The sequence below is a fragment of the Chitinophaga alhagiae genome (genome assembly GCF_003568665.1).
Taxonomy (GTDB): Bacteria; Bacteroidota; Bacteroidia; order Chitinophagales; family Chitinophagaceae; genus Chitinophaga; species Chitinophaga alhagiae.
In genome coordinates, this window is record NZ_QXMH01000001.1 from 149,648 (window position 1) to 170,280 (window position 20,633).

Annotated in this window: 18 protein-coding genes; 3 read left to right on the plus strand and 15 right to left on the minus strand. The window is 55.9% G+C overall.

The window, feature by feature from the left end; all coding sequences use genetic code 11:
• Window positions 1-18 precede the first annotated feature (18 nt).
• The gene (locus D3A97_RS00580) at window positions 19-894 is read left to right on the plus strand and encodes an SMP-30/gluconolactonase/LRE family protein (RefSeq protein ID WP_119075585.1); all 876 of its coding nucleotides are present in this window, start codon (window positions 19-21) and stop codon (window positions 892-894) included.
• Here the strand turns inward: D3A97_RS00580 and D3A97_RS00585 are convergent.
• From D3A97_RS00585 to D3A97_RS00605, 5 genes are all read right to left on the minus strand, one after another.
• Entirely contained in the window at window positions 848-1,681 is an 834-nt protein-coding gene (locus tag D3A97_RS00585) for a DUF5995 family protein (RefSeq protein WP_119075587.1), read from the minus strand. The two genes, D3A97_RS00580 and D3A97_RS00585, sit on opposite strands and share 47 nt — an antisense overlap.
• A gap of 20 nt (window positions 1,682-1,701) precedes the next feature.
• Window positions 1,702-2,847, minus strand: a complete 1,146-nt coding sequence (locus D3A97_RS00590) for a methionine aminotransferase (protein WP_232825804.1) — start codon at window positions 2,845-2,847, stop codon at window positions 1,702-1,704.
• Window positions 2,848-2,870: 23 nt separating this feature from the next.
• The gene (locus D3A97_RS00595; protein ID WP_119075589.1) at window positions 2,871-3,794 is read right to left on the minus strand and encodes an ABC transporter ATP-binding protein; all 924 of its coding nucleotides are present in this window, start codon (window positions 3,792-3,794) and stop codon (window positions 2,871-2,873) included.
• Between the two features lie 161 nt (window positions 3,795-3,955).
• Window positions 3,956-4,864, minus strand: a complete 909-nt coding sequence (locus tag D3A97_RS00600) for a serine hydrolase (protein WP_119075592.1) — start codon at window positions 4,862-4,864, stop codon at window positions 3,956-3,958.
• A 101-nt stretch (window positions 4,865-4,965) separates the two neighbouring features.
• Entirely contained in the window at window positions 4,966-5,829 is an 864-nt protein-coding gene (locus D3A97_RS00605) for an AraC family transcriptional regulator (RefSeq protein WP_157986289.1), read from the minus strand.
• 87 nt (window positions 5,830-5,916) lie between these two features.
• Here D3A97_RS00605 and D3A97_RS00610 point away from each other — a divergent pair, with 87 nt between their 5' ends.
• Window positions 5,917-6,879, plus strand: coding sequence for a zinc-binding alcohol dehydrogenase family protein (locus D3A97_RS00610; protein ID WP_119075594.1), 963 nt, complete (start codon window positions 5,917-5,919; stop codon window positions 6,877-6,879).
• 1 nt (window position 6,880) lies between these two features.
• On the opposite strand, the gene D3A97_RS00615 is transcribed toward D3A97_RS00610, so the two are convergent.
• On the minus strand, window positions 6,881-7,678 hold the full coding sequence (locus D3A97_RS00615) for an aminoglycoside phosphotransferase family protein (RefSeq protein WP_119075597.1): 798 nt from the start codon (window positions 7,676-7,678) through the stop codon (window positions 6,881-6,883).
• 54 nt (window positions 7,679-7,732) lie between these two features.
• Here D3A97_RS00615 and D3A97_RS00620 point away from each other — a divergent pair, with 54 nt between their 5' ends.
• The gene (locus D3A97_RS00620) at window positions 7,733-8,902 is read left to right on the plus strand and encodes a glycosyltransferase family 87 protein (RefSeq protein WP_119075600.1); all 1,170 of its coding nucleotides are present in this window, start codon (window positions 7,733-7,735) and stop codon (window positions 8,900-8,902) included.
• On the opposite strand, the gene D3A97_RS00625 is transcribed toward D3A97_RS00620, so the two are convergent.
• The 9 genes from D3A97_RS00625 to D3A97_RS00665 form a co-directional block, all read right to left on the minus strand.
• Window positions 8,888-11,011, minus strand: coding sequence for a right-handed parallel beta-helix repeat-containing protein (locus D3A97_RS00625; RefSeq protein ID WP_119075602.1), 2,124 nt, complete (start codon window positions 11,009-11,011; stop codon window positions 8,888-8,890). The two genes, D3A97_RS00620 and D3A97_RS00625, sit on opposite strands and share 15 nt — an antisense overlap.
• Window positions 11,012-11,135: 124 nt before the next feature.
• A complete protein-coding gene (locus D3A97_RS00630; RefSeq protein WP_119075605.1) occupies window positions 11,136-12,041 on the minus strand; it encodes a helix-turn-helix domain-containing protein in 906 nt (301 codons plus the stop codon).
• Between the two features lie 85 nt (window positions 12,042-12,126).
• Entirely contained in the window at window positions 12,127-14,061 is a 1,935-nt protein-coding gene (locus tag D3A97_RS00635) for an SGNH/GDSL hydrolase family protein (RefSeq protein ID WP_119075607.1), read from the minus strand.
• A gap of 59 nt (window positions 14,062-14,120) precedes the next feature.
• Window positions 14,121-14,882 carry a class I SAM-dependent methyltransferase gene (locus D3A97_RS00640; RefSeq protein WP_119075609.1) on the minus strand — a complete coding sequence of 254 codons (762 nt, stop codon included), beginning with the start codon at window positions 14,880-14,882 and terminating at the stop codon, window positions 14,121-14,123.
• Between the two features lie 56 nt (window positions 14,883-14,938).
• On the minus strand, window positions 14,939-15,679 hold the full coding sequence (locus tag D3A97_RS00645; protein WP_119075612.1) for a sulfite exporter TauE/SafE family protein: 741 nt from the start codon (window positions 15,677-15,679) through the stop codon (window positions 14,939-14,941).
• Between the two features lie 46 nt (window positions 15,680-15,725).
• Complete coding sequence (locus D3A97_RS00650) at window positions 15,726-18,095, minus strand: peptidase domain-containing ABC transporter (protein WP_119075615.1); 2,370 nt, start codon at window positions 18,093-18,095, stop codon at window positions 15,726-15,728.
• Window positions 18,092-18,613, minus strand: coding sequence for a peroxiredoxin family protein (locus tag D3A97_RS00655; protein ID WP_119075617.1), 522 nt, complete (start codon window positions 18,611-18,613; stop codon window positions 18,092-18,094). Before D3A97_RS00655 ends, D3A97_RS00650 begins: the two co-directional genes overlap by 4 nt.
• Entirely contained in the window at window positions 18,610-19,299 is a 690-nt protein-coding gene (locus D3A97_RS00660) for a hypothetical protein (RefSeq protein ID WP_119075619.1), read from the minus strand. The genes D3A97_RS00655 and D3A97_RS00660 overlap by 4 nt, the downstream gene beginning before the upstream one ends.
• 1 nt (window position 19,300) lies before the next feature.
• On the minus strand, window positions 19,301-20,632 hold the full coding sequence (locus D3A97_RS00665) for a hypothetical protein (RefSeq protein WP_119075621.1): 1,332 nt from the start codon (window positions 20,630-20,632) through the stop codon (window positions 19,301-19,303).
• Between the last annotated feature and the right edge of the window lies 1 nt (window position 20,633).

Consider the following 20,633-nt stretch of genomic DNA (forward strand, 5'->3'; position numbering starts at 1 on the left):
TCAAAATATCCATCGTTCATGAAAATACTGGCACTATTGTTTTGCATTGTTCAGCAGGCGGATTCGCTCCCCGGCGTGGTAGCCCCGGGCGCCGTACCGGAACTGGTTTCCAAACAGTTCAGCTTCACGGAAGGCCCCGCGCCGGACAAAAAAGGGAACATCTATTTTACCGATCAGCCCAATAACCAGATCTGGAAATATGATACGGAAGGCAAACTAAGCCTCTTCCTTGAACCATCCGGCCGTGCCAACGGGCTGTACGTGGATAAAAAAGGCAACATCATTGCCTGCGCCGATGACCACAACGAAATGTGGAGCATTACGCCGCGCAAGAAAATAAAAGTGCTGATGACGGATTATGCGGGCAAAAAGTTCAATGGCCCCAACGACCTCTGGATAGACGCCAAGGGCGGCATCTACTTTACAGACCCCTATTACCAGCGCAATTACTGGACGCGGCAGAAAGGCGAAATAGAAGGCCAGAAAGTATATTACCTGCCCAAGGGCAAAAAGCAGCCCATATCGGTGGCAGATGACATTAAAAAGCCCAACGGCATAGTAGGTACGCCTGATGGGAAACATCTGCTGGTAGCGGATATTGGTGATAACAAGACTTATAAATACGAGATCAATACAGACGGCAGCCTGGGCAACCGCGTGCTGTTCGTGAACAAGGGCGGAGACGGCATTACGCTAGACAACCGCGGCAACCTCTACATCTGCGGCCACGGTGTAAGCGTGTTCAACCCGCAGGGTGAACAGATAGCGCAGATACCCGTGCCCGAAAAATGGACGGCCAATGCCTGCTTCGGCGGCAAAGACCAGAACATCCTCTTCATCACCGCCTCTACGGCCGTGTATGTGCTGAAGATGGCGGTGCAGGGCGTGGAGTAACAGTGATGTAGGCTTTTTGATACTTGTACAGGGCCCCGATGATCTTGCGCGGGCTTTTCCATTCAAACAAAAAGATAACGAAGGTGGTGAAGCGCACCAGGCCTTTGGGCTTCTTGAGCGCTTCCGCCAGCTTTTTAATGGAGGCATCGCGTGCCTGCAGGCATTCTTCCCGTTGCGCGCCCTGTTTGCCGCTCAGCTCTTCCGCAAAGCCCCAGGCGCCGTCCCGCGCGTTGCTGATGCTGAACTGGATGAGGATAGACTGCCCGTTCTGCGAGTGCAGGCCAAACAGGGAAAGCAGCGGTGAAATGCGGCTGATCTCGTTCGTTACCTCAAACGTGAGCGAGCCAATGATGTTGTTGATGCTGATGAAATCCCGGTGCATCACCTGAATATCTCCCCCGGCCGCACAATCTACCGCGGCAATGCCCAGGTCGTAGTTGATATGCGCGTTCATGCCCAGCAGCAACTGCTGCAGCAGTATCACCGTTATTTTGCGCGTGCCTTCAAACGCCACGGCCCAGGGGCCTGAAGGCGGCTGCCCGTGCCGCCATTGGTGAACCGCTTCCAGGTAGCGGTTGGCAAAGAACACGTCCAGCCGCTCCATGCGGGGGCCGTCTTCAAATTCGTTGTTCAGGATACCTTCTTTCACGCGTACCGTTACCTTGTGGTACAGGGAGGCAAAGTAGCCGGTGCGGTCATTTTGCTGACGGGCATTTTCAATGATGCCGTTCAACTGGTGGATCACTTCATCTATGGAAGCGGCAGGGGTAAATACAGGCGTGTTCATATATTGGGGTTAGTTGATCATTACACTTTCATTAGTTGCTCCACTGCTTTTTGCAGCGTTTCTTCCTTTTTGGCAAAACAAAAACGCAGTACCCGGTGGTCTTTGCCGGACTGGTAAAATGCAGACACCGGTACGGTGGCCACACCGGCCTCTTTGGTGAGGCGCACGGCAAAATCCGCCGCGCCTTCGTCACTGATACGGTGGTACTGGTAACACTGGAAGTAGCTGCCATGGCTGGCCAGCGGCGTAAAGCGGGTATGGCCCATGAGCTGCGCAAAATAATCCCGTTTGGCCTGCATGAAGCCGCTGAGCTGCAGGTAGCTGTCTTTTTCCTGCAGGAAGGAGGCCAGCGCTACCTGGGAGGGCGTATGGCAGGAGAAACAGTTGTATTGATGTACTTTCCGGAACTCCTGCATCAATGCGGGTGAACTCACGCAATACCCCAGCTTCCAGCCGGTGCAGTGGTACAACTTGCCGAAGGAAAAGGTCACAAAGCTGCGCTCCAGCAGGTCAGGATAGCGGAGCATGCTCTGGTGCGGGATGTTGTCGTATATGAGGTGCTCATACACCTCGTCACTCAGTATCAGTATAGGCGTGCCGGTCACAATGGCGCGCAGCTGCTCAATATCTTCGGCGGAAAGCACCGCCCCGGTGGGGTTGTGCGGGGTATTGAGCATGATCATGCGGGTGCGGGACGTAATGCTCCGCTTTACCGCTTCCCAGTCAATTCTGTATTCGGGAAACTGCAGGTCTACCAGCACCGGTATGGCGCCGTTGACGCGGATGTTGGGAATGTAACTGTCATAACATGGCTGGAATACGATCACTTCATCTCCGGGGTGCAATACGGTGGTGATCGCCGTATAAATACCATAGGTACCGCCGGGCGTGATGGTGATCTGGGTATCGGGATCGATCCGGCTGCCGTAAAGATAAGCAGCTTTTTCCGCCAGCACTTCGCGCAGCAGCATATGGCCCTGCATGGGCGCATACTGGTTAAACCCCTGCTGCATGGCCTCATTTACGCGGGCCACCAACGCGGCGTTCATGGGAAAATCAGGAAAGCCCTGGCCAAGGTTTACGGCCTGGTGCTGCGCAGCCAGCGCGCTCATGACGGAGAAAATGGTGGTACCCGTATCCGGTAGTTTGGAAGTGATCCGCATCATGCAACAAAATACAACATCTTCCCCTAATTCGCCAGCGCCACGTGTACCGTGTCTCCCGCCTTGATGCTGCTGTCTATGGTGCGAATGGTCACCAGCTCGTTGAGCAGCATTACTTCCAGCTCAAAAGCATTGCCGAGGAAATGCACCTTTTTCACTTTCCCCATCAGGGTATTGGGCGTGCCGGTCACAATGTGCAGGTCTTCCGGCCGTACAAACATGGTTTTGCCGTTGGAGGCTATCTGGTTGAACTTGCCAAAGAGGCCGGCCGCGTATTCATTGACCGGGTGTTTGTATACCTGCCAGGGAGATCCTTTTTGAATCACCGCCCCGTCTTTCATCACCATGATCTGGTCTGCCCAGGGCAATATGTCCGTAGGGTCATGAGACACCAGCAGGCAGGTGATCTTCAGTTTTTCGCTCAGTTCGCGTATCACTGATTTCAGGATGTTCTTGTTGATAAGGTCCAGGTTGGAGAACGGTTCGTCCAGCAACAGCAGGCGCGGCGCTGTGACCAGCAGGCGCGCCAGGGCTATGCGCTGTTGCTCGCCGCCGGAGATCTGGTCGTTCTTGCGGCCCAGCAGATGGTCTATGCGGCATACCTTGTAGAGCGCGGCCGCGTCTGCAGCCGGCAGCTTGTTGGCGTACTGCAGCAGCTCCGCCATTTTATAATTATTCCGCAGTTCGTAGTGCTGAGACAGGTAGGCGATGCCGGAATGGCCCGGTATCAGCTTTTCCATAGGGCCTTTCACCTTTTGTTTTTCGAATAATACCTCCCCCTCGTCTGCCTGTGTAAAGCCTGATACGATCCTCAGTAAAGTGCTTTTGCCGGAGCCTGATTCGCCCACAATGGCTATATTCTGGAACCTGTCCTGTTTAAAAGAGATGCCTTTCAATATATGTTCCCCGCCTATCCATTTCTGGATGCCCGATACAGTTAATAAATGCATAATTTCAATAATACCTTTAAAACTAGCCCATTCCGGTCTAAAATCCGGAATTTTCGCTTCTTTCAGCAATTATTATTCCTAACCGGCGGCCAATGGCCTGCTGCCATACATTAATTAATCATTTATATAAATAAAGCTCCTTGTGTATACAACGCTCCGCGTTAAAACTTGTCTTTCCTGAACCTGGGCGTCCATTTGCTGCGGGGCTCAAAATGTTTCCAGAGGTAGGCGGAAATAGTGCGTATCATTTCAATGGCTTCGTTATCCGGCTCCCAGCGCTGGTCTTTATTGTTTTTGGTACCCACATAGAACACGTAGTCCCCATGCGGCGCGTTCACCATCACCAGTTCGGAGCGGGAGTCGTTCACGGAGCCGGTCTTGTGGGCGGCCTGCACATAAGGCGGTATCTGGGAAAGGGCCGTTTCATCGTAATACCCGCGGCACATCAGGCGGTACATTCTTTCGCTGGCGTCCTGACTGATGATTTCGCCGCGGCGGATCTTTATCAGCAGCGTAGCCATTTCACGGGGGGTGGTTTGCCCCCAGCCGTAGATCTTCCAGATATCTTCGCGGCCCGGCGTGCGGGAGTTCACGCGGGTATCTTTCAGGCCGTATTGTTCCATCAGCCTGTTCACTTCCACGCCTCCGCCGGCCAGCCGCTGGTTCCAGAGGGAAGTGGTATTGTCACTGTAAGACATCATCAGGGCGGCCAGTACGCTTACTTCCGTGGCCGCGCTGTCTTTAAAGAACTGCATCAGCCCGGAGCCGCCGTATTTGGCGGAATCGCGGTAGATCAGGGACTGGTGATAGCCCAGCTCACCCTTGTCTATCTTGTTGAAGAGACCTACCAGCAGCGGTACCTTTACAATACTGGCGGTGGGGAAAATGGTGTCTGCATGGATGGCGGCCCAGGCGCCGGTTTTGAGGTGCTGTACATACACCCCGGCAGTGCCGTTAAAGCGGCTCACAATATCCTGCAGCGCCTGCTGCATTTTGCGGTCGGGTTTGTTTTTCTGGCTAAAGGCCAGTACAGGGAAGAGCAGGAGCAATAAGAAGCTGAGTTTTCGCATAAGCAGAGAATAATGGTACAAAATATAAAAAAACAGGCACTATCAATAGGGCCAGGATAAGCCGGCGGCGGATGAGCTTTTAAATAAGTGATGCAATGCGGTTACCTGTATTTCTGCAGGTAATCCCGCTTGTATTCCAGCGGTTTTTTACCGGTAATGAACTTGAACTGGTGATTGAAATGGGAAATATTGTTATACCCGCATTCATACCCTATTTCCGCCACGGTTTTTTCATCTTCCACCAGCAGCTTGCAGGCATGGCCTATGCGCACTTCCATCAGGAACTGTACGTAGGTTTTGCGTGTTCTGCTCTTGAAAAAGCGGCAGAAAGAGGGGCGCGTCATGTGCAGGAGGGCGGCCACCGTGTCCAGCGAGATCTTTTCCTGGTAGTGACGCAGGGTATATTCAAAGATGGTCTTTATGCGCTCCTCGTCTGTAACGGGGCCGGGGCTTTGCATAAAGCCGGTGGAAGAAAGCGGCACACAGTCACGGCTGTCCGCAATATCCTGCAGCAACTGCAGCAGGCACACCAGCCGGCGGCCGGGGGCATCGTTCAGCATCTGTTCTATTAACCGGCCGGCCTGTTCGCGGATGGCCCCTTCCAGCCGGAGGCCGTTGGCCGCGCCGGCAAACAGGCCGCGGATGTCCCTGGCTTCGGGCAGGTTCATAAAGTATTCGCCCAACATTTCAGGCAGGAACTTTACGCAGATGGTCTCACCGTTTTCCATATGCCCCGCCTCATGGCGGAAACAGTGGGGCAGGTTGGCGCCGGTCATCACCACATCCCCCGTTTTAAAATGGCCGATGTGGTCACCAACCAGCCAGGTACCGGCGCTGCTCCTGATAAAAAGCAATTCTATTTCCGCATGGTAATGCCAGTTGTTGATCATGTTCTCCCCAACATCTTTACGCACGGTAAAAGAGAGGTTGGGCGTGACGGTCATCTGGCGCAATTCTGGTTTCATGTTCATGTTAATATAGGGCAATTTTTTGAAAGAAAAACAGTGATGGAAAGGAGCAGGAAATTGATATGTTTGTAAGAATTTCGCCTTATGAAAGCACTGATCTGCATTACGCCGGGCCAAATGGAATATCGTGACGTACCTGCTCCGGACATGAAAAAAGGGCATGCCATTTTGCGCATCCGCCGCACCGGCATTTGCGGCACCGATTTTCATGCCTACCACGGTACGCAGCCTTATTTCAACTACCCGCGCATACTGGGGCACGAGCTATCTGGCGAGTTGGTGGATGCAGACGGGGCAAACGGTTTTACGGCCGGCGATACCGTTACCTTCATTCCCTATTATCACTGCGGGCAATGCCGTGCGTGCCTGCAGGGTAAAACCAACTGTTGCGTGCAGATGCAGGTTTGCGGCGTACATGCGGACGGCGGCATGCGGGAATACCTGCGGGTACCTTCCGCAGCGCTGGTAAAACACCCCGGCCTCAGCCTTGACGAGCTGGCGCTTACGGAGCCGCTGGCCATCAGCGCGCACGGCATCCGCAGGGCGGGCGTAAGGCCGGGAGAAACGGTGCTGATAGTAGGGGCAGGCCCTATAGGGCTGGGGCTGATGGCGTTCGCAAAATTTGCGGGGGCGCAGGTAACGGTAACAGACCTCAACCTGGAGCGGCTGGCCTACTGCCGGAACGCCGGCGTACAGGTTACAGACAACCCCGTCGGCATAACGGCAGATGTAGTGATAGACGCCACCGGCAACCTGGCAGCGCTCAACGGCTCCCTGCAAAACCTTGCCCATGGCGGGCGTTATGTGCTGGTAGGGCTGCAGAAAGAAGCACTCACCATCAGCCACCCCGAGCTGCATAAAAGAGAAGGCGCCATCATGAGCAGCAGGAACGCCACCCGTGAAGATTTTGACATGGTGACGGAAAGCATTGCCTCCAAAAAGATAGACCCCGTTTCCTATATCACACACCGCGTGCGTTTTGAAGACCTGAAAGACCTGATGGAAAACTATCCCCGCAAGAGCATCAAGGTGATGGTGGAGTATTGAATTATTTGGACAGCTCCGCCTGTACCAGCTCCGCAATGGCAAGGTCTATTGCCGCGGTCTGGTTATCTTCCAGGAACCATATGGCAGACAGTCCCGCCCAGGCCAGCGTCCATTGCAGGAGGCGCCTGCGTTCCAGGCCAGACACCTTGCCGATGACCTCCAGCCGGCGAAGGAAGCGGTGTGGCGGTGTGGCCGCATCAGAATCAGGATTGCAAAAGATGTTGGCATAATCAAAGGCCCTGTCTCCGATGATCCATTTGGGGTCTACGGCCAGCCAGCCGCGTTCCCCGAAGTCCAGGAAATTATCGTGGTGTACGTCCCCGTGCAGCACGGTTATCTCCTGCTGGGCATCCAGCAGCGTTTGGGCGGTAGCGGCGGCATCGGAAAATATGCCGCCGTATTTGTGGGCATGCAATTCCAGGTCCCGGAACCATGCTTTCAGCGGCTTCAGCACCGGCAGCGGTTGCCGCCTTATGGCGTGCAGGCGGGCCGTAGCCGCACAGAGTATGCGCGTAGCCTCCTCATCTTCCCCGTTCCTTGCCATGGCCGCCAGCGACCTTGTTCCTTGTGCCCGCTCTATCAGCAGCGCGGCCTCATCATGTTCCAGCACCGGCGCAGCGCCTTCTCCGTTCCACCATACCATGATGGCATTACCCGCCATTTCATCGGGCTCATGCGCAATTTTCAGCATGGCGGGGCGGCCATGTTGCCGCACGGGCAGCAGGCGGCTGCTGTGCGTGATGATGGGCTCACCGTCCTGCTCCAATTGCCAGCGTGCTATATAATCTTCGAATTGCATTCGTAAATCTAAATAATAAACTATAATTTCAGTTTGCCCGGAAAACCCGCCTGCATGAAAAAAAGATTTACGCTCTCCCTGCTGGGAGAAAGAGACTGGCCCGCACTGTTGCTATGGTTCGGGCTGTCTGTGATAGTGGCGGCCAAAGAGCTGCTGGTACACAACATGAACAACTACATCATCTTCAAACATGTGTTCCTGCATGTGCGCGGGCAACAGCCGCTGTACATCCCCTACCCTGAATATTTTGACGTGAACATGTACGGTCCCCTCTTCAGCGTCATTATTGCGCCCTTTGCGCTGCTGCCTGATTTTCTAGGCGCCATGCTGTGGGTGATATGCAATGCGGCCTTTCTGTACTATGCTATCCGGCAGCTGCCCCTGAGCCGCATACAGCAAAACCTCATCCTCATTTTTTCCAGCCATGAGCTGATGGCAGCCAGCAGCTACTTCCAGTTCAACCCTGCCATAGCGGCCTGCCTGATACTCAGCTTTACACTGATACTGAAAGGGAAAGATCTCCGGGCGGCTTTTTTCATCATGCTGGGCACGTTTACAAAACTCTACGGCATTGCGGGACTGGCCTTTTTCTTTTTCAGCAGGCACCGGCTGCGCCTCCTTGGCAGCCTGGCGCTGTGGGCGGGTATCCTGTTCATACTACCGGTGGTGCTGGCGCCCATGGATTACATCCTCCAGACTTACCGGGAGTGGATGGCGGCCCTGGTGCAGAAGAATACCAAGAACTACCAGTTTGAGCAAGGCGTTGTGATGCAGAATATTTCCGCCATGGGTTTTATACAACGCGTATTCCGCCTGCCGCAGCTGAACAACTGGTGGGTGCTGGGGCCGGGGCTGCTGCTTTTCTTTTCGCAATACAGCCGGCTGAAATGGGCGGCCAACCCGCACTACCGGTTGTACCTGCTGGCCTCTACCCTGCTGTTTACGGTACTGTTCAGCACCAGTTCGGAATCTCCCACGTACATCATCGCTTTTCCGGCGGTGTGCATCTGGTACGTGCTGCAATACCCCACCAAATGGAATAACGCCCTGTTCATTTTCATCCTGATAGGCTGCAGCTTTTCGCACTCAGACCTTGTAACGCCCTGGGTGAAAAAGAACATTGTGATCCCTTATGCTTTCAAGGCTTTTCCCTGTCTGCTGTTGTGGCTGATCCTGGTGTACCAGGTGCTGCGCGGGCAGTTTCTCCGGCTAAAGCCCGTTTGAGCCGGTTTCCCTCGCTTTTACCATACGGTCAAACCGCTCCGCCAGTTGCGGGTCAAACGCGGCCAGTTGTTTCCATGCCGCGGTACCGTACACGCCGGCCTTGCTGTAGTCAAAAGGCTGAAAGCCGATCTTCTCGATAGCGGCCTTGTTCTTTATGTGGAAGTTATACGTGGTTACGTCCGTGAAGCCCGGGTCTGCTGCAATGGAGTGTTTGTCTTTGCCGGTAGATGCCTGCCAGGCCGCAAGATCCTGCCGGCCAAAGCGGACGCCCTGCGCATGCGCGTTCCAGTACAGGTTGCTGTCTGCCGCAAAGTGTACCTCCGCCCAGCGTTTGTCTATCAGGATGCCTTCGTTCATGTAAACAATGTTGTGTACGAAGTGGAAGGAACGGTGATCTTCCACCCGCGTAGCTTCCAGCTGCGCCTTGATCTGTGAAGCGAAAATGTTGTTCCTGACCTGGTTCTCCCTGCCATAGTGCTGATGAAAGCCGGAGCTTTTGCAGCGGTATACCAGGTTGTTCTCCATAACAATGCCGGTAGAACCTTCATCTGTGTATAATCCCCAGCCGCCGTAGCCGTAAGAGTATACGTGGTGGACCACGTTATGGCTGACGGTTGTTCCTTCTGAAGGGCCGAGGGTGTATACGCCGCCCATATCGCTCAGCAGGCCCCAGCCCAGGTGATGGATGTGGTTGAACACGATCTGGTTCCGCTTGGCGTAGCTGTGCTTGTACCCCCATATCCAGCCTACAGATACGCCGGAGTAACGGAAGTCCGCTATTTCGTTGTGCGAGATGATGTTGTCTGACGAATGGAAAATGGTGACGCCTACGCCGGTGGGCACTACATGGCCACCTGAGCGGAGAATGTTATTGTCTACCGTAATATGGCGGGTAACGGCTTCCGCATGAGCGGGCTCCTGCACCGCTCCTATTTTCACGGCGCCAATGCCGAGGTCGTGCAGGTAGCAGTGCGTGATCTTGCTGTTGGTGCATGCTTTCCGGAACCAGATGGCGTTGTTGCCGGTGTGGGCGATCTCGCAGTTATGGAATACGATATTGTCTGCATAGTCCGCCATCACAGCGGCCGGCATGGGAGAAGCCGCCTGTACGGGCTCCTGGCCGGTGCGCGGCATATTGTGGCGGGTATACCGGAAGGCGATATTCTCGAAGCGGATATGTGTTGCTTTACGGGCACTGTCTCCCCGGATAGCAACAAACTGTTCCAGCACCGGCACTTCCGCCACGGCGGTGCTGATGTGCTCTCCTTGCCGGGGTACGTAGAGCAGCACCCCGTCCGGCTGCAGGAACCATTCTCCCTGCGCGTCCAGGAACTGAACGGCGTTCTCGAAAATGAACTGGGAGGCATTGTCCAGCTTGTTCCAGGGTTTCATGGGGCGGCCGGAGATGGTGAAAGACGTATCTGCTGCGGAGCGGGCCTGCAGGTATTTGCGGGTGCGGTCCCAGGCGTGATGTATGGAAACGATCACCTGCGCCAGCGCTGCATCGGGTACGGCACGCAACGCCTCCCATTGCGGTTGCGTGAGGTGTACCTTTTGCGTGGCGCCGGGCGCGGTGACCGTTTCCGTAACACGCCCCGTTCTGAACCATTGCTCCGCATTGGGCGTGCGGGCCAGGGTAGTGCGGGCGCCGTTCACGAACAATTGTTGCACGGTGGCTATATCTTGCGTTACGCGGGTTTTCCAGAGCCGGTCATTCACCTTTTCAAACGGCGGTAATTTTTCCGCGCCGGAAACTACCGGCGGCGTTTTGCCCTGCCCCCTGAACACGAGCGGCGCGGCGGCCGTGCCGCCATCTTCCGCCGTCAGCTCCAGCGTTTCCCGCAGGAGGTAGGTACCGGGCAACAGGATGATCTCCAGCGGGCCGGTGGCCTTGCCGCTGCCGCGCAGCTGCCTGGCGTGGTCCCTGGCCGCGGCCAGCGTGGCAAGGGGCCTGGCGGCAGTGCCGGGGTTGACGTTATTGCCGGAGGGTGATACATAGATGGCAACAGGTCCGGACGGCAACGCATACACGCTGCCTGGGGTAAAGATAAGCATTAGCAGCGTGGCGGCCAGCCCTGCGGATATATTGCGGATGTGGTGCGTCATCATGCTGGTTATAAACCGGGTTTTCTACCAGGTCCGATTGCTGTCAAAAAATGCGCTGTATTCACTCCCTGCGTGTCTGGCTGATACCGGGGATCTAATGTAGTGATTTCTTTTTATGGTTTACCGCTTACCTGCGGAACTCACGCGGGGTAACCTGTGTATATTTTTTAAAGAACCGGATAAAGTGGGAAAGGTCTTCAAACCCGAGGCTGCCGGCTATCTCGGAAATGGTCCAGTTGGTATGTTTCAGCAGTGCGCGGGCTTCCAGCGCCATACGCTCCGCAATGAGCGCGGAGGTGGTTTTGCCCGTGGCTTCTTTCAGCACCTTGTTAAGATGGTTCACATGCAGGTTGAGCTGCGCGGCAAACTCGCCCGCGGCGCGAAGCCGGATGGTTTGCATAACGGACTCAATGGGGAACTGCCTTTCCAGCAGCTCCAGGAAAAGCGCGGTGATGCGCTCCGAGGCGTTGGAATCCATTTTGCCCGGCGTGCTGATAATACCCGGCCGCAGCTTCAGCGCGGTATGAATGATGTCCAGCACCAGGTTGCGCAGCACGTCGTACTTGTAAGCATAATCAGATGCTATTTCTTCAAACATCCTGTTGTATATGGCCCTCACCTGCGCGGCTTCTTCGTTGCTCAGGTCCAGCACCGGAAACCCGTCCGGCCGGTACAGCGGGTACTCCCTGATGTTGCCATACCCTTTGAAAAAATCTTCCGTGAACACGCAGAAAACAGCCGTTACCCCGCTGCCTGCCGGCGCCCAGTTATAAGGGATCAGGGGGTTGGCGAAGAGCAGCATGTTCTCCTCCACCACCATGGTCTTATCTGCATAATGCACCTCGTTCCTGCCGGTGATGAGGCTGATCTTGTAATAGTCCTTCCGGCTGTAGGGCATAGGCTGTTCCCCGTCTCCGCCCTTGAGGTCAGACAGGCGGAACACGTTGAAATGGCCCGTTTTCCTGATCATTTCGCCGGGCAGTGCGCCCATGCGGCTACGGTAAAACTGTTCCAGTGATTCCGGTTTTTCCATACCGCAAAAATAAGCATTCTGCCGGGCACCGGGTGGCCGCTATCAAAGGAGAAACAGTATCATTCAATCTTTACCCGGCGCGGCATCATTCATTCACCAGAAAATACGCTATCCTGCAGGCAGGCCCCTGGCCGGCGTTGTTGCTTTGCGGCAATATTTCCACGTGCAGGGTGTGGCGGCCGGGCCGCAGGTCCCCGTCCAGCACCAGGTACCAGGGCAGGTGCAGGTTTTTGCTCCATGGGGTGTAGAGGTCAACGGTTTTGGCGGCGCCGCGGTCTACCCGGTAGCGGATGGTACCGGCATCGGGCCCGGCAATAACGGCCAGCCCTATAGCGCGGCCGCTGAATGCCAGCTCAAAAGAAGCGCCGGCAGCTTCCCCTTCCAGCACCGGTATATCTACAAAACCTTCCCGGGTGTTTTTGTGATCTGCCGGTTTCCAGTGATCGGTCACGGTAAACCCTTTCAGCTGACGCGCTTCCGCCACGGCAAGGTAGCGGCCTTTGTCGTACGCCCGGGCATCCAGCTTTGGCGGCAGCTTTGCGGGCGCGGGTTGCGCGGCGGGCGGCTGCCGCAGCAGGGTTTTCATGGTCTGAAAATAGATCTCCTGCCCGAAGGGGGAAGGATGCAGGTCTTTGAAATCATATTCCCAGCTGAACTCACCGGCCTGTATGCGGTCATACACCTCGCGGGAGAGGTTGATGAAGGAAGCGTTATAATGCTCCGCTATTTTTTTATGCACCGCCACTTCTACCGGTTCCTTGCCGGCGGTGTAATCAGCGTTCTTGGCAGGGTCTGCAAAAGCCATCAGCACGGCCGCCGCATGGGCATTTTGCTGGTACAACCGGCGCAGGATGCCTTCCAGCGCGCGCACCTGTTCTTTTTCGCTGAACCCGTTCCCCCTGTCATTCACAGCCGCTTCCAGGAAGAGGATATCCGGCGTGCCTTTTTCCAGCACATCGCGGCTGAAGCGGAAGGCGTGCGGGGTACTGCCCAGAGACGGAATGCCGGCGGCTATGAACTGGAACGTGGTATGAGGGAAACGCTCCTGCAGGTATTGCGCCACTTTGTTGCGCCAGCCTTTGTTATGGGTGATAGAACCGCCGAGGAAGGCCACCGTGCCTTTTTTTGTTTCCTCAAACTTGCGGAAGGCGCCAGCCAGGGAAGCGCTGGCCTTAACGTAGGCGCTGCTTTGCAGGGGCGCCTGCACGGGCACGCTGTTGCTGTAAATGAAGTCTGCCAGACGCTCCGGGTGTTCAATGGGGAAGTGATGCCCTTCGAGGTTCTGTTTTCCCCTTGTCATCGGGTACACCGCGGCGGGGCCGCCCAGGCGGGTATATTCCTTCACTAAAGGGAGCGTATTCTCATCTGGCGGCACAATGGCATCGCGCAGGCCGATCACATGCAGCACAGGCACTTTGAAAGCCGCCAGGCCGGCCAGGTCTTTCAGCGGGATGTCTGCATAATCCGCGGCCGTAGCCTCCGTTTGACCGGCAAGCTGCAGCCATTTTGCCCACTCCGCCGGGGCGCCTTTGCCCTTGCCTTTGCCGCCGGGCCAGCTATTGGGGTCACACACGGGGGCTTCCGCGTAAATGCAGCTTACCTTACCGGGGTTGCGTTTGGCCCAGCCGTATACGTATAAGCCACCGCGACTAACGCCTTCCAGCGCTACTTTCGGGGCCAGCTTCCTTTCCTTCACAAGATGTTCGTAAAACGCGTCCCACACCTGCATGGCCTGCGGGAGGCCGAAAAGGTTGTTGGTATTGACGTAGGCCACATGAAAGCCCCGGGTTACCAGTATGCTGTCCATTTCCGTATGCCAGTCAGGGAAATGCGCCCGCCACACCCAGGGGTTGCCGGGCAGGGCCTTCATGGGTTTTATATAAAAAGCGTCACGGTCCTGGAAGCGGAACTGTACCTTTTCAAAACCTTTCCAGTTGACCGTTCTTTCCTGTGCCAACAACGTTTGAAAACCAAATACAAGGGAGAGCAATGCCCATGTTGAGAATACGCGGAACTTCATACAATAAAACTTTACGTGGACGGAAAATTACTCACAAAGGGCGGGAAGTTCCGATACGATTATAACCTACCTGCATACAATTTGGTAGTATACCGCACGGTGATGGTGTTATCCTGCTGGTATTGGGCAAACAGGGCCTTCAGGTCGTCTATCATGGGGCCATAGCCCGGCTCGTCCGCAGCAGGAACGTAGGAAGAGGAAGACAGCCGCCCTTTCAGGCCCTCAAGATCAAATACCTGCTGGTTGGGGAAAGTGGCCAGCTGAAATGCGGAGGGACTGAAAAACGCGCCTATCTTGTCTTCGTCTGTTTTACGATGGTCTACCTGCGTGTAGTCTTTCCCGTGGCGGACGATCAGCGCATCGTACGCCTGTTCAAACGCCCCTTCCGTGAGCCGTTCGTTCCAGATGAGGGCCACTACTCCGCCGGGCCGCAATATACGCTGAAATTCAGGGCGCGTTTGGGCGGCGTTGAACCAGTGGAACGCCTGCCCCGCTACCACCGCGTCCGCACAGGCGGCCGGCAGCCCTGTTGCTTCCGCGCTGCCATCCACTGCGGTAAAACCTGGGTACTGGCCCAGCAGCGCTATGGATTTTTCGCGCATGGGCGCATTCGGCTCCACGGCCAGCACTTTATAGCCGGCCTGCAGAAAAAGCGCCGAAGAGATACCGGTGCCCGCGCCAATATCCGCCACGGTATTGCCGGGCGCCAGGCCGTACTGCTCCTGCAAATAAGTGATCACGGCGGCGGGGTAGCCCGGGCGGTATTTCACGTAGTCTTCCACGCGGTTACCGAAGCGCTGGGTGCTGTTGTGTGCTGTCATGCTATAAAAATACGGCCTATTTTGTTATGGAGGAAAGTTGTCTGACCCCGCTCCTGCTAATGAATGGCCGAAGTGTTCAGCACCAGGAACAGCCCGATCAGGATGAGGCCGAAATAAACATATTTGAAGAAATCGCCGTTCTTCAGGCGGCGGTTTAAATACCTGCCCAGGAAAATAGCGGGTATAACGGCGGGCAATGAAATGAGGAACAGCTTCATCACTTCGAACGTGACCAGGCCTTTGAGCGCGTACCCCAGCACGCCAATGAAGCTGGCGGGCAAAAAGTACGCCTGCAGCGTGGCCCTGAAATGCGTGGCGCTCCATTTCCGCATGTTGCCGTATACCACCAGCGGCGGGCCGTTGATGCCAAAAGCACCGCCCAGTATGCCGGAAAGAAAACCGCAGGTAAACAGCCAGAGCATATTGTCTTTCTGCAGGGAGAGGCTGTTCTTCCCGTACAGCGCGTACAGGGAATACCCGATGATCAGCAGGCCCAGGCCGGTTTTGATCATCTGCTCGTTACCATATACCAATAACAGCACGCCAATCGGAATACCCAGGATGGCAAACAGGATCAGCCATTTGGCGCTGTTGAAATGCACCTCCTTATGGTCCTGCACCACTACTACCAGTGCCACCAGGATGGAGATCAGTACAGACAGGGGCACAGCCTGCTCTACAGGGATAAAAAAAATGAACAGTGGCACGGCTACCAAAGACTCGCCAAAACCGAACGTGGAACGTACTAAAGTGGCTAAAAAACTGATGATGAGAATGAAGATAATGGTGGTACTCATAAGCGGTCAAAGGTATAAAATGACGGCCGCTTTACCCCCCATATTGTTATGAACGGAAAGTCATTTTCTCCCTTGTCAGGTCGCCCCAATAAGCACTGTAGAGATTGTCTGTAGCCAGCAGTTCCGCATGGCTGCCCGCGGCCGTTACCGTTTGCCCGCCCAGCACATAAATACGGTCTGCGATATGCTTCAGCACATGCAGGCGGTGCGTGATGAAGATCACGGCCATTTCTTTTTTCAGGCGCAGCAGCAGCTCCAGCACAAACGTTTCCGCCTGCCTGTCCATGGCGGCGGTAGCTTCGTCCAGCACCAGAAACTGCGGGCGGCGGTACAGCGTGCGCGCCAGCGCTATCATTTGCTGCTGGCCGCCGGAAAGGCTGATGCCGCCCTCTCCCACCAGGGAGTGATAAGACTGCGGCAACTGTTCAAGGAAAGGAATAAAACCGTACGCCTCCAGGAAAGCGATCACCTCCGGCGTTCTGGCATGCGCGTCCTCAAACGCGATGTTTTCCAGCACGGAGCCGTTGAACACATGCACCTGCTGCGGCACCACACCCGCCATACCGCGCCACTGCTCCAACGGGAGCGCCTGCAGCGGTTGTACGCCGTTCACCAGTACCTGCCCTTCTTCCGGGAGGTAATGCCGCTGCAATAGCGCGGAAATAGTGCTTTTGCCGCAGCCGTTCTCTCCCATAACGGCAATGATCTCTCCCTTCCGTACGTCGAAAGACACTTGCCGCAGCAACTGCCGCTGGCCGGGATAGCGGAAAGAGAGGTTTTTCACGGTTATTTGATGGAAAGCGGCGGGCGGTGGCAGCGGATGGGGATTAACATGCGCCGCCTGCCGGTCATCATGCGGCTGCACATACCGGGAATCATCATGTACTGCCTGCCTGTCATCACGCTGCTGCACATACCGGGAATCATCATGTACTGCCTGCCTGTCATCACGCTGCTGCACACGCAGGGAGTCACCACGCGCTTCCCCCTGCTGCCAATCACCCTCCACACCTTCCTCCTCCGCCGGCATCGCAAAAAACTCGAACATGCGGGAAAAGGCCACCTTGGCCTCATTCAGCGAAATGCACACCATGGCTATGTTGGCAATACACGGCAAAATGCTGCCGCTGATGCCCAGAACAGACACCAGCTCTCCCGCCTTCAACCGGCCTTCAAACACCTGCCAGGTAGTGTACACCAGTACGGCCAGCATGAACAGGATGCCCAGCGCGTTGGCCATAAACCCCAGCCGCACCTGCAGCTGGCCCAGGGTCAGCACTTTATCCTGGTAATGCCCGTAGTACCGTTTGTTGATGTTCTCGAACGTAGGCTGCTGCCGCAGGTTGCGGATGGCCTGCACCCCGCGCAGGGTGGATATGTAATTGCTTTCGCAGCCCGCATGCCCCGCCAGCACTGCCTGCTGGGCGCCAAACACGGGCCGGTTGTACCGGTAAAAAAGCCACGTAAAAAGCGGGATGAACGCCGCCGCAATGAGGCCCGCGCCGGGGGAATAACGGGTGATGAACGCCAGGGACACTGCAATGAGCAGCAGGTCTATCAGCGTATTGCCCACCAGTTGCCCGATCACCTTCTGGATGCGCGCCGTATCATTCAGCCGCGCCGTAAGGTCACCTATCTTGCGGGAGTCAAAGAACACCTGCGGCAGTTGCAGCAGCCGCCGGTAAAAACTGCCGATAATGCGGTGGTTGAACTGGTAGCTCTGTTTCAGGAGCGCATACTGCCGCAATACCTGCAGCCCTTCGCGCACCAGCAGCAATACCAGCAGCAGGGCCATGCTCAGCATAAAGCGGTCAAACTGCCGCCTGGGTATTATTTCATCTATCAGCTTCTGGGAAAACACGGCCATAGACATTTGCAGCACGGCCATGGCCACTCCTATGGCCACCGCCATCAGCAGCACGGGCTTGTCTTCTTCCAGCAGTTGCAGGAACCAGCGACGTTTCCTGGCCCGCAGGCGGCTGTCTGGCTCAAAAGAAGCGCCCGGCTGCAGGGTAAGGCATACGCCTGACCGCCAGATGGCCGCCAGCGCTGCGGGCTCCATCCAACGCAGGCCCTGCTGTGGGTCTCCCACCAGGGCCTTTTGCTGCCAGAAACCGTAACAGACCACATAGTGCTGTATGGCACCCTCAAGTTCTACATGCAATATGACCGGCGCGCCGTGCGCCTGTAATGCGGCCATGTCCGCCTTGCAGCCTGCCGCTTCCATACCGCATTGCGTAGCCGCATGGTGCAGCCCCAGCAGCGTGGTGCCGGTTACCTGCGTGCCGGACAGTATGCGGAGCTGCTCCAGCTCCCTGCTGCCGCCGTAATACTGCACTACAGACAACAGGCAGGCCACCCCGCAGTCTGAGCTGGCCTGCTGCCTTACAAAGGTGCGGCGGATGTGTTTTTTCATGAGCGTATCATTACAAGCAGTTTATCAATGCTCACCTCTCCTGCTATCTTTTCTTTGAGCCGCCCGTCTTTCCCGTAAATGAACATGCTGGGTACCATGGCTGTGCCAAAGGTGGCGTAGAATTTTTTGTCCGCGTCTCCCGCTACGCGTATAAAATCATACGCGGCCAGCTTGTAGCGGTCTGCAAATGCGGCAATGTCTGCCGCCTTCTCTTCGCTCACCATCAGCAGCTTAACACCCTGGAACGCCTCGTGGCGACTGATGATCTCCTTCGTCATCAGCTCGCAATGATCGCAACCGCTGTTGAAATAATAGATCACCAGCGTTTCACCGGCGTATTGCGCCGGCGTAACGGCCTGCCCGTCCGTTCCGCGGAAGACGAACGCCGGCAATGCGCTCAATTTCTTTTCGGCGGCGGCCTTCACCGTATAGGCGCGCACGGTGCTGTAGGCCACATAGGCTACTATCAGCAGCACCAGGGTGATCAGCACCCCTTTGAGTATCTTTTTGTTCTTCATGATAACTGCAATTGAATGAAAATAACCACCAGCATCCAGGTGAAAAGCCCCAGGCCGTATGTTTTCAGCACAAAGGGAACGGCCTGCTGCAGGCTTTCCCTGAGAAAGTACGCCATGCCTACCGCCAGCAACAGCCAGTTCATCACCTCAAACAGGTTAAGGGTAATGAGCGGGTATACGAAGTAGCTGGAAATATGCTGCACGTTCACCAGGCTGGCCAGAGAAAAGGGGGAAAACAGCTGGATGTCTGACAGCACCTCCGCTTCCCGGAAAAACACGAACCAGATGATCTTGACGCAGGCGGCCGCCAGCAGCGGTACTTCCGCCAGCAACACTACTTTGTACACCGCGCCGTAGCGTATTTTTTTATCCAGCAAAAAACCGCCGAGGTAGAGGCAGCAGGCCGTGAACGAGGTGCGTACGGCAAACAGCAGGGGCACCATGGCATAACCCAGCCACAGCCAGCGGTGCTGCGCGGAGAGCAGCGCATCTATGCGCTCAACGGTGAGCTGCTCGCTGTAGGTGCGGTAGTAGATCTCGTTGCTCACTATGAAGCTGTTGTTGTAGTAAGCCAGCAGCAGGTACAGCAGGGCCATCAGGCCCGCCACCAGCCAGGCATTGAACATGAAGAGCCCGTTCAGCCGGTGATACCAGGCGGAATTGGGTACAGTGGTATATGGTTTCATATCAGATGATTTTGGCCGTCATGGAACGGACAAGGTGATCATAATCTTTTTTGTAGCTGAAGTGATAGACAAGCAATGCTATAATGAGGAACGCAGTTTCAATCACAAAGAACCAGCCCGGTGAACGTGAAAAATAGAACAGGGCATAAATGAACAGACCGGTGATGAGGTTGCCCGCAATGGACGTATTGGTGCGGAAACTCGTAAAATCCAGCCCCTTTGTTACTTTCTTTGGCGCCAGCACAGATATGAAAAATCCCAGGATGGCCGCGTTGATGTAGGCAAACAGCAGGAAGAGCGGGTAGCGGAAAGAGGTTTCCACCGCCAGCAGCACCCCCAGCGCCAGCAACATGTCTGGCACGGCAAAACGCACGTATACCCGCAAAAAACGTTTGAACAGCGCTCCCGGCGTTGCCAGGTACGCCGTTTTGCTGAACACCTGCGGCATGTAGCCCGGCAGGTTGTTCACCAGGTACGTACACAGCATCAGCGGTGAGCAGAAAATGGCCAGCAGCACGTTCAGGTCCGTATCGAACCGGGCGCGGTTGCGCTGCAGCGTGAACAGGATGAGGGCGCAGAAGATCAGCTTGAACACCACGCCAATTACCAATGCCGTACGCACGGGTTTTCTCCTGATAACAGCGGCCCAAAAGGCCGCGGCCACGGTTTGCACCCCCGCGCCGTGTACCAGGCGGCGCCCGGTCAAAGACGTTCTGGCCGCCTGCCTGTACACCAGGCTGTAAACAACCATCAGCAGCAACACACCGGCAACGGGCGCATAGATAGAGAACATGGCCCGCCATTGCAGGTAGGCGCCGCCCGCCGCTATGGCCAGTGAGCACACCGTCAGCAACGGCATAAAACGGGAAGCCTGCTGCATTTTCAGTATTCTTTCCAGCAGGTAGAACATGCCGAGGTATAACAGGCTGTTCAGCAGGGCGGCCGGCGTAAAGGCATCAGCCGTCAGCAGCAGCACCAGGTAGAAGATCACCACCAGCAGGTAAAAAGGCGTGAGCAGATCATACACCAGTTGCAGGCCCATTTTGCGCCAGGCCGGCAGCGGATGCACCGGCAGAAAAATACTCCGGAACGGCGTGTTGTTCGGGAAATACCCTTTCAGCAGGGTAAACGCCGCTGCGGTGCAATTGATGCCGAAAATGAGCACCTGCTGCGCGCCGCCCAGGTAGTTCAGCAGGTACCCCGTGCCGATGGCGTAAAACACTACCACCAGCAGCATCAGCAAAGAAAAGAGCACACGCATCCAGCCGTCTGCACCGCCGTTCTGCAGGAAGGCCCTGCACTTTAACCGGGTAATGAATAAGAGGAAGCGCATC

Excerpts from the sequence above, each read along its gene's own strand:
- D3A97_RS00635 (WP_119075607.1), bottom strand. The coding sequence starts at position 14,061 with ATGAAGTTCCGCGTATTCTCAACATGGGCATTGCTCTCCCTTGTATTT.
- D3A97_RS00585 (WP_119075587.1), bottom strand. The coding sequence starts at position 1,681 with ATGAACACGCCTGTATTTACCCCTGCCGCTTCCATAGATGAAGTGATC.
- D3A97_RS00610 (WP_119075594.1), top strand. The coding sequence starts at position 5,917 with ATGAAAGCACTGATCTGCATTACGCCGGGCCAAATGGAATATCGTGAC.
- D3A97_RS00655 (WP_119075617.1), bottom strand. The coding sequence starts at position 18,613 with ATGAAGAACAAAAAGATACTCAAAGGGGTGCTGATCACCCTGGTGCTG.
- D3A97_RS00580 (WP_119075585.1), top strand. The coding sequence starts at position 19 with ATGAAAATACTGGCACTATTGTTTTGCATTGTTCAGCAGGCGGATTCG.
- D3A97_RS00645 (WP_119075612.1), bottom strand. The coding sequence starts at position 15,679 with ATGAGTACCACCATTATCTTCATTCTCATCATCAGTTTTTTAGCCACT.
- D3A97_RS00665 (WP_119075621.1), bottom strand. The coding sequence starts at position 20,632 with ATGCGCTTCCTCTTATTCATTACCCGGTTAAAGTGCAGGGCCTTCCTG.
- D3A97_RS00650 (WP_119075615.1), bottom strand. The coding sequence starts at position 18,095 with ATGAAAAAACACATCCGCCGCACCTTTGTAAGGCAGCAGGCCAGCTCA.
- D3A97_RS00630 (WP_119075605.1), bottom strand. The coding sequence starts at position 12,041 with ATGGAAAAACCGGAATCACTGGAACAGTTTTACCGTAGCCGCATGGGC.
- D3A97_RS00640 (WP_119075609.1), bottom strand. The coding sequence starts at position 14,882 with ATGACAGCACACAACAGCACCCAGCGCTTCGGTAACCGCGTGGAAGAC.
- D3A97_RS00605 (WP_157986289.1), bottom strand. The coding sequence starts at position 5,829 with ATGAAACCAGAATTGCGCCAGATGACCGTCACGCCCAACCTCTCTTTT.
- D3A97_RS00590 (WP_232825804.1), bottom strand. The coding sequence starts at position 2,847 with ATGATGCGGATCACTTCCAAACTACCGGATACGGGTACCACCATTTTC.
- D3A97_RS00660 (WP_119075619.1), bottom strand. The coding sequence starts at position 19,299 with ATGAAACCATATACCACTGTACCCAATTCCGCCTGGTATCACCGGCTG.
- D3A97_RS00625 (WP_119075602.1), bottom strand. The coding sequence starts at position 11,011 with ATGATGACGCACCACATCCGCAATATATCCGCAGGGCTGGCCGCCACG.
- D3A97_RS00595 (WP_119075589.1), bottom strand. The coding sequence starts at position 3,794 with ATGCATTTATTAACTGTATCGGGCATCCAGAAATGGATAGGCGGGGAA.
- D3A97_RS00620 (WP_119075600.1), top strand. The coding sequence starts at position 7,733 with ATGAAAAAAAGATTTACGCTCTCCCTGCTGGGAGAAAGAGACTGGCCC.
- D3A97_RS00600 (WP_119075592.1), bottom strand. The coding sequence starts at position 4,864 with ATGCGAAAACTCAGCTTCTTATTGCTCCTGCTCTTCCCTGTACTGGCC.
- D3A97_RS00615 (WP_119075597.1), bottom strand. The coding sequence starts at position 7,678 with ATGCAATTCGAAGATTATATAGCACGCTGGCAATTGGAGCAGGACGGT.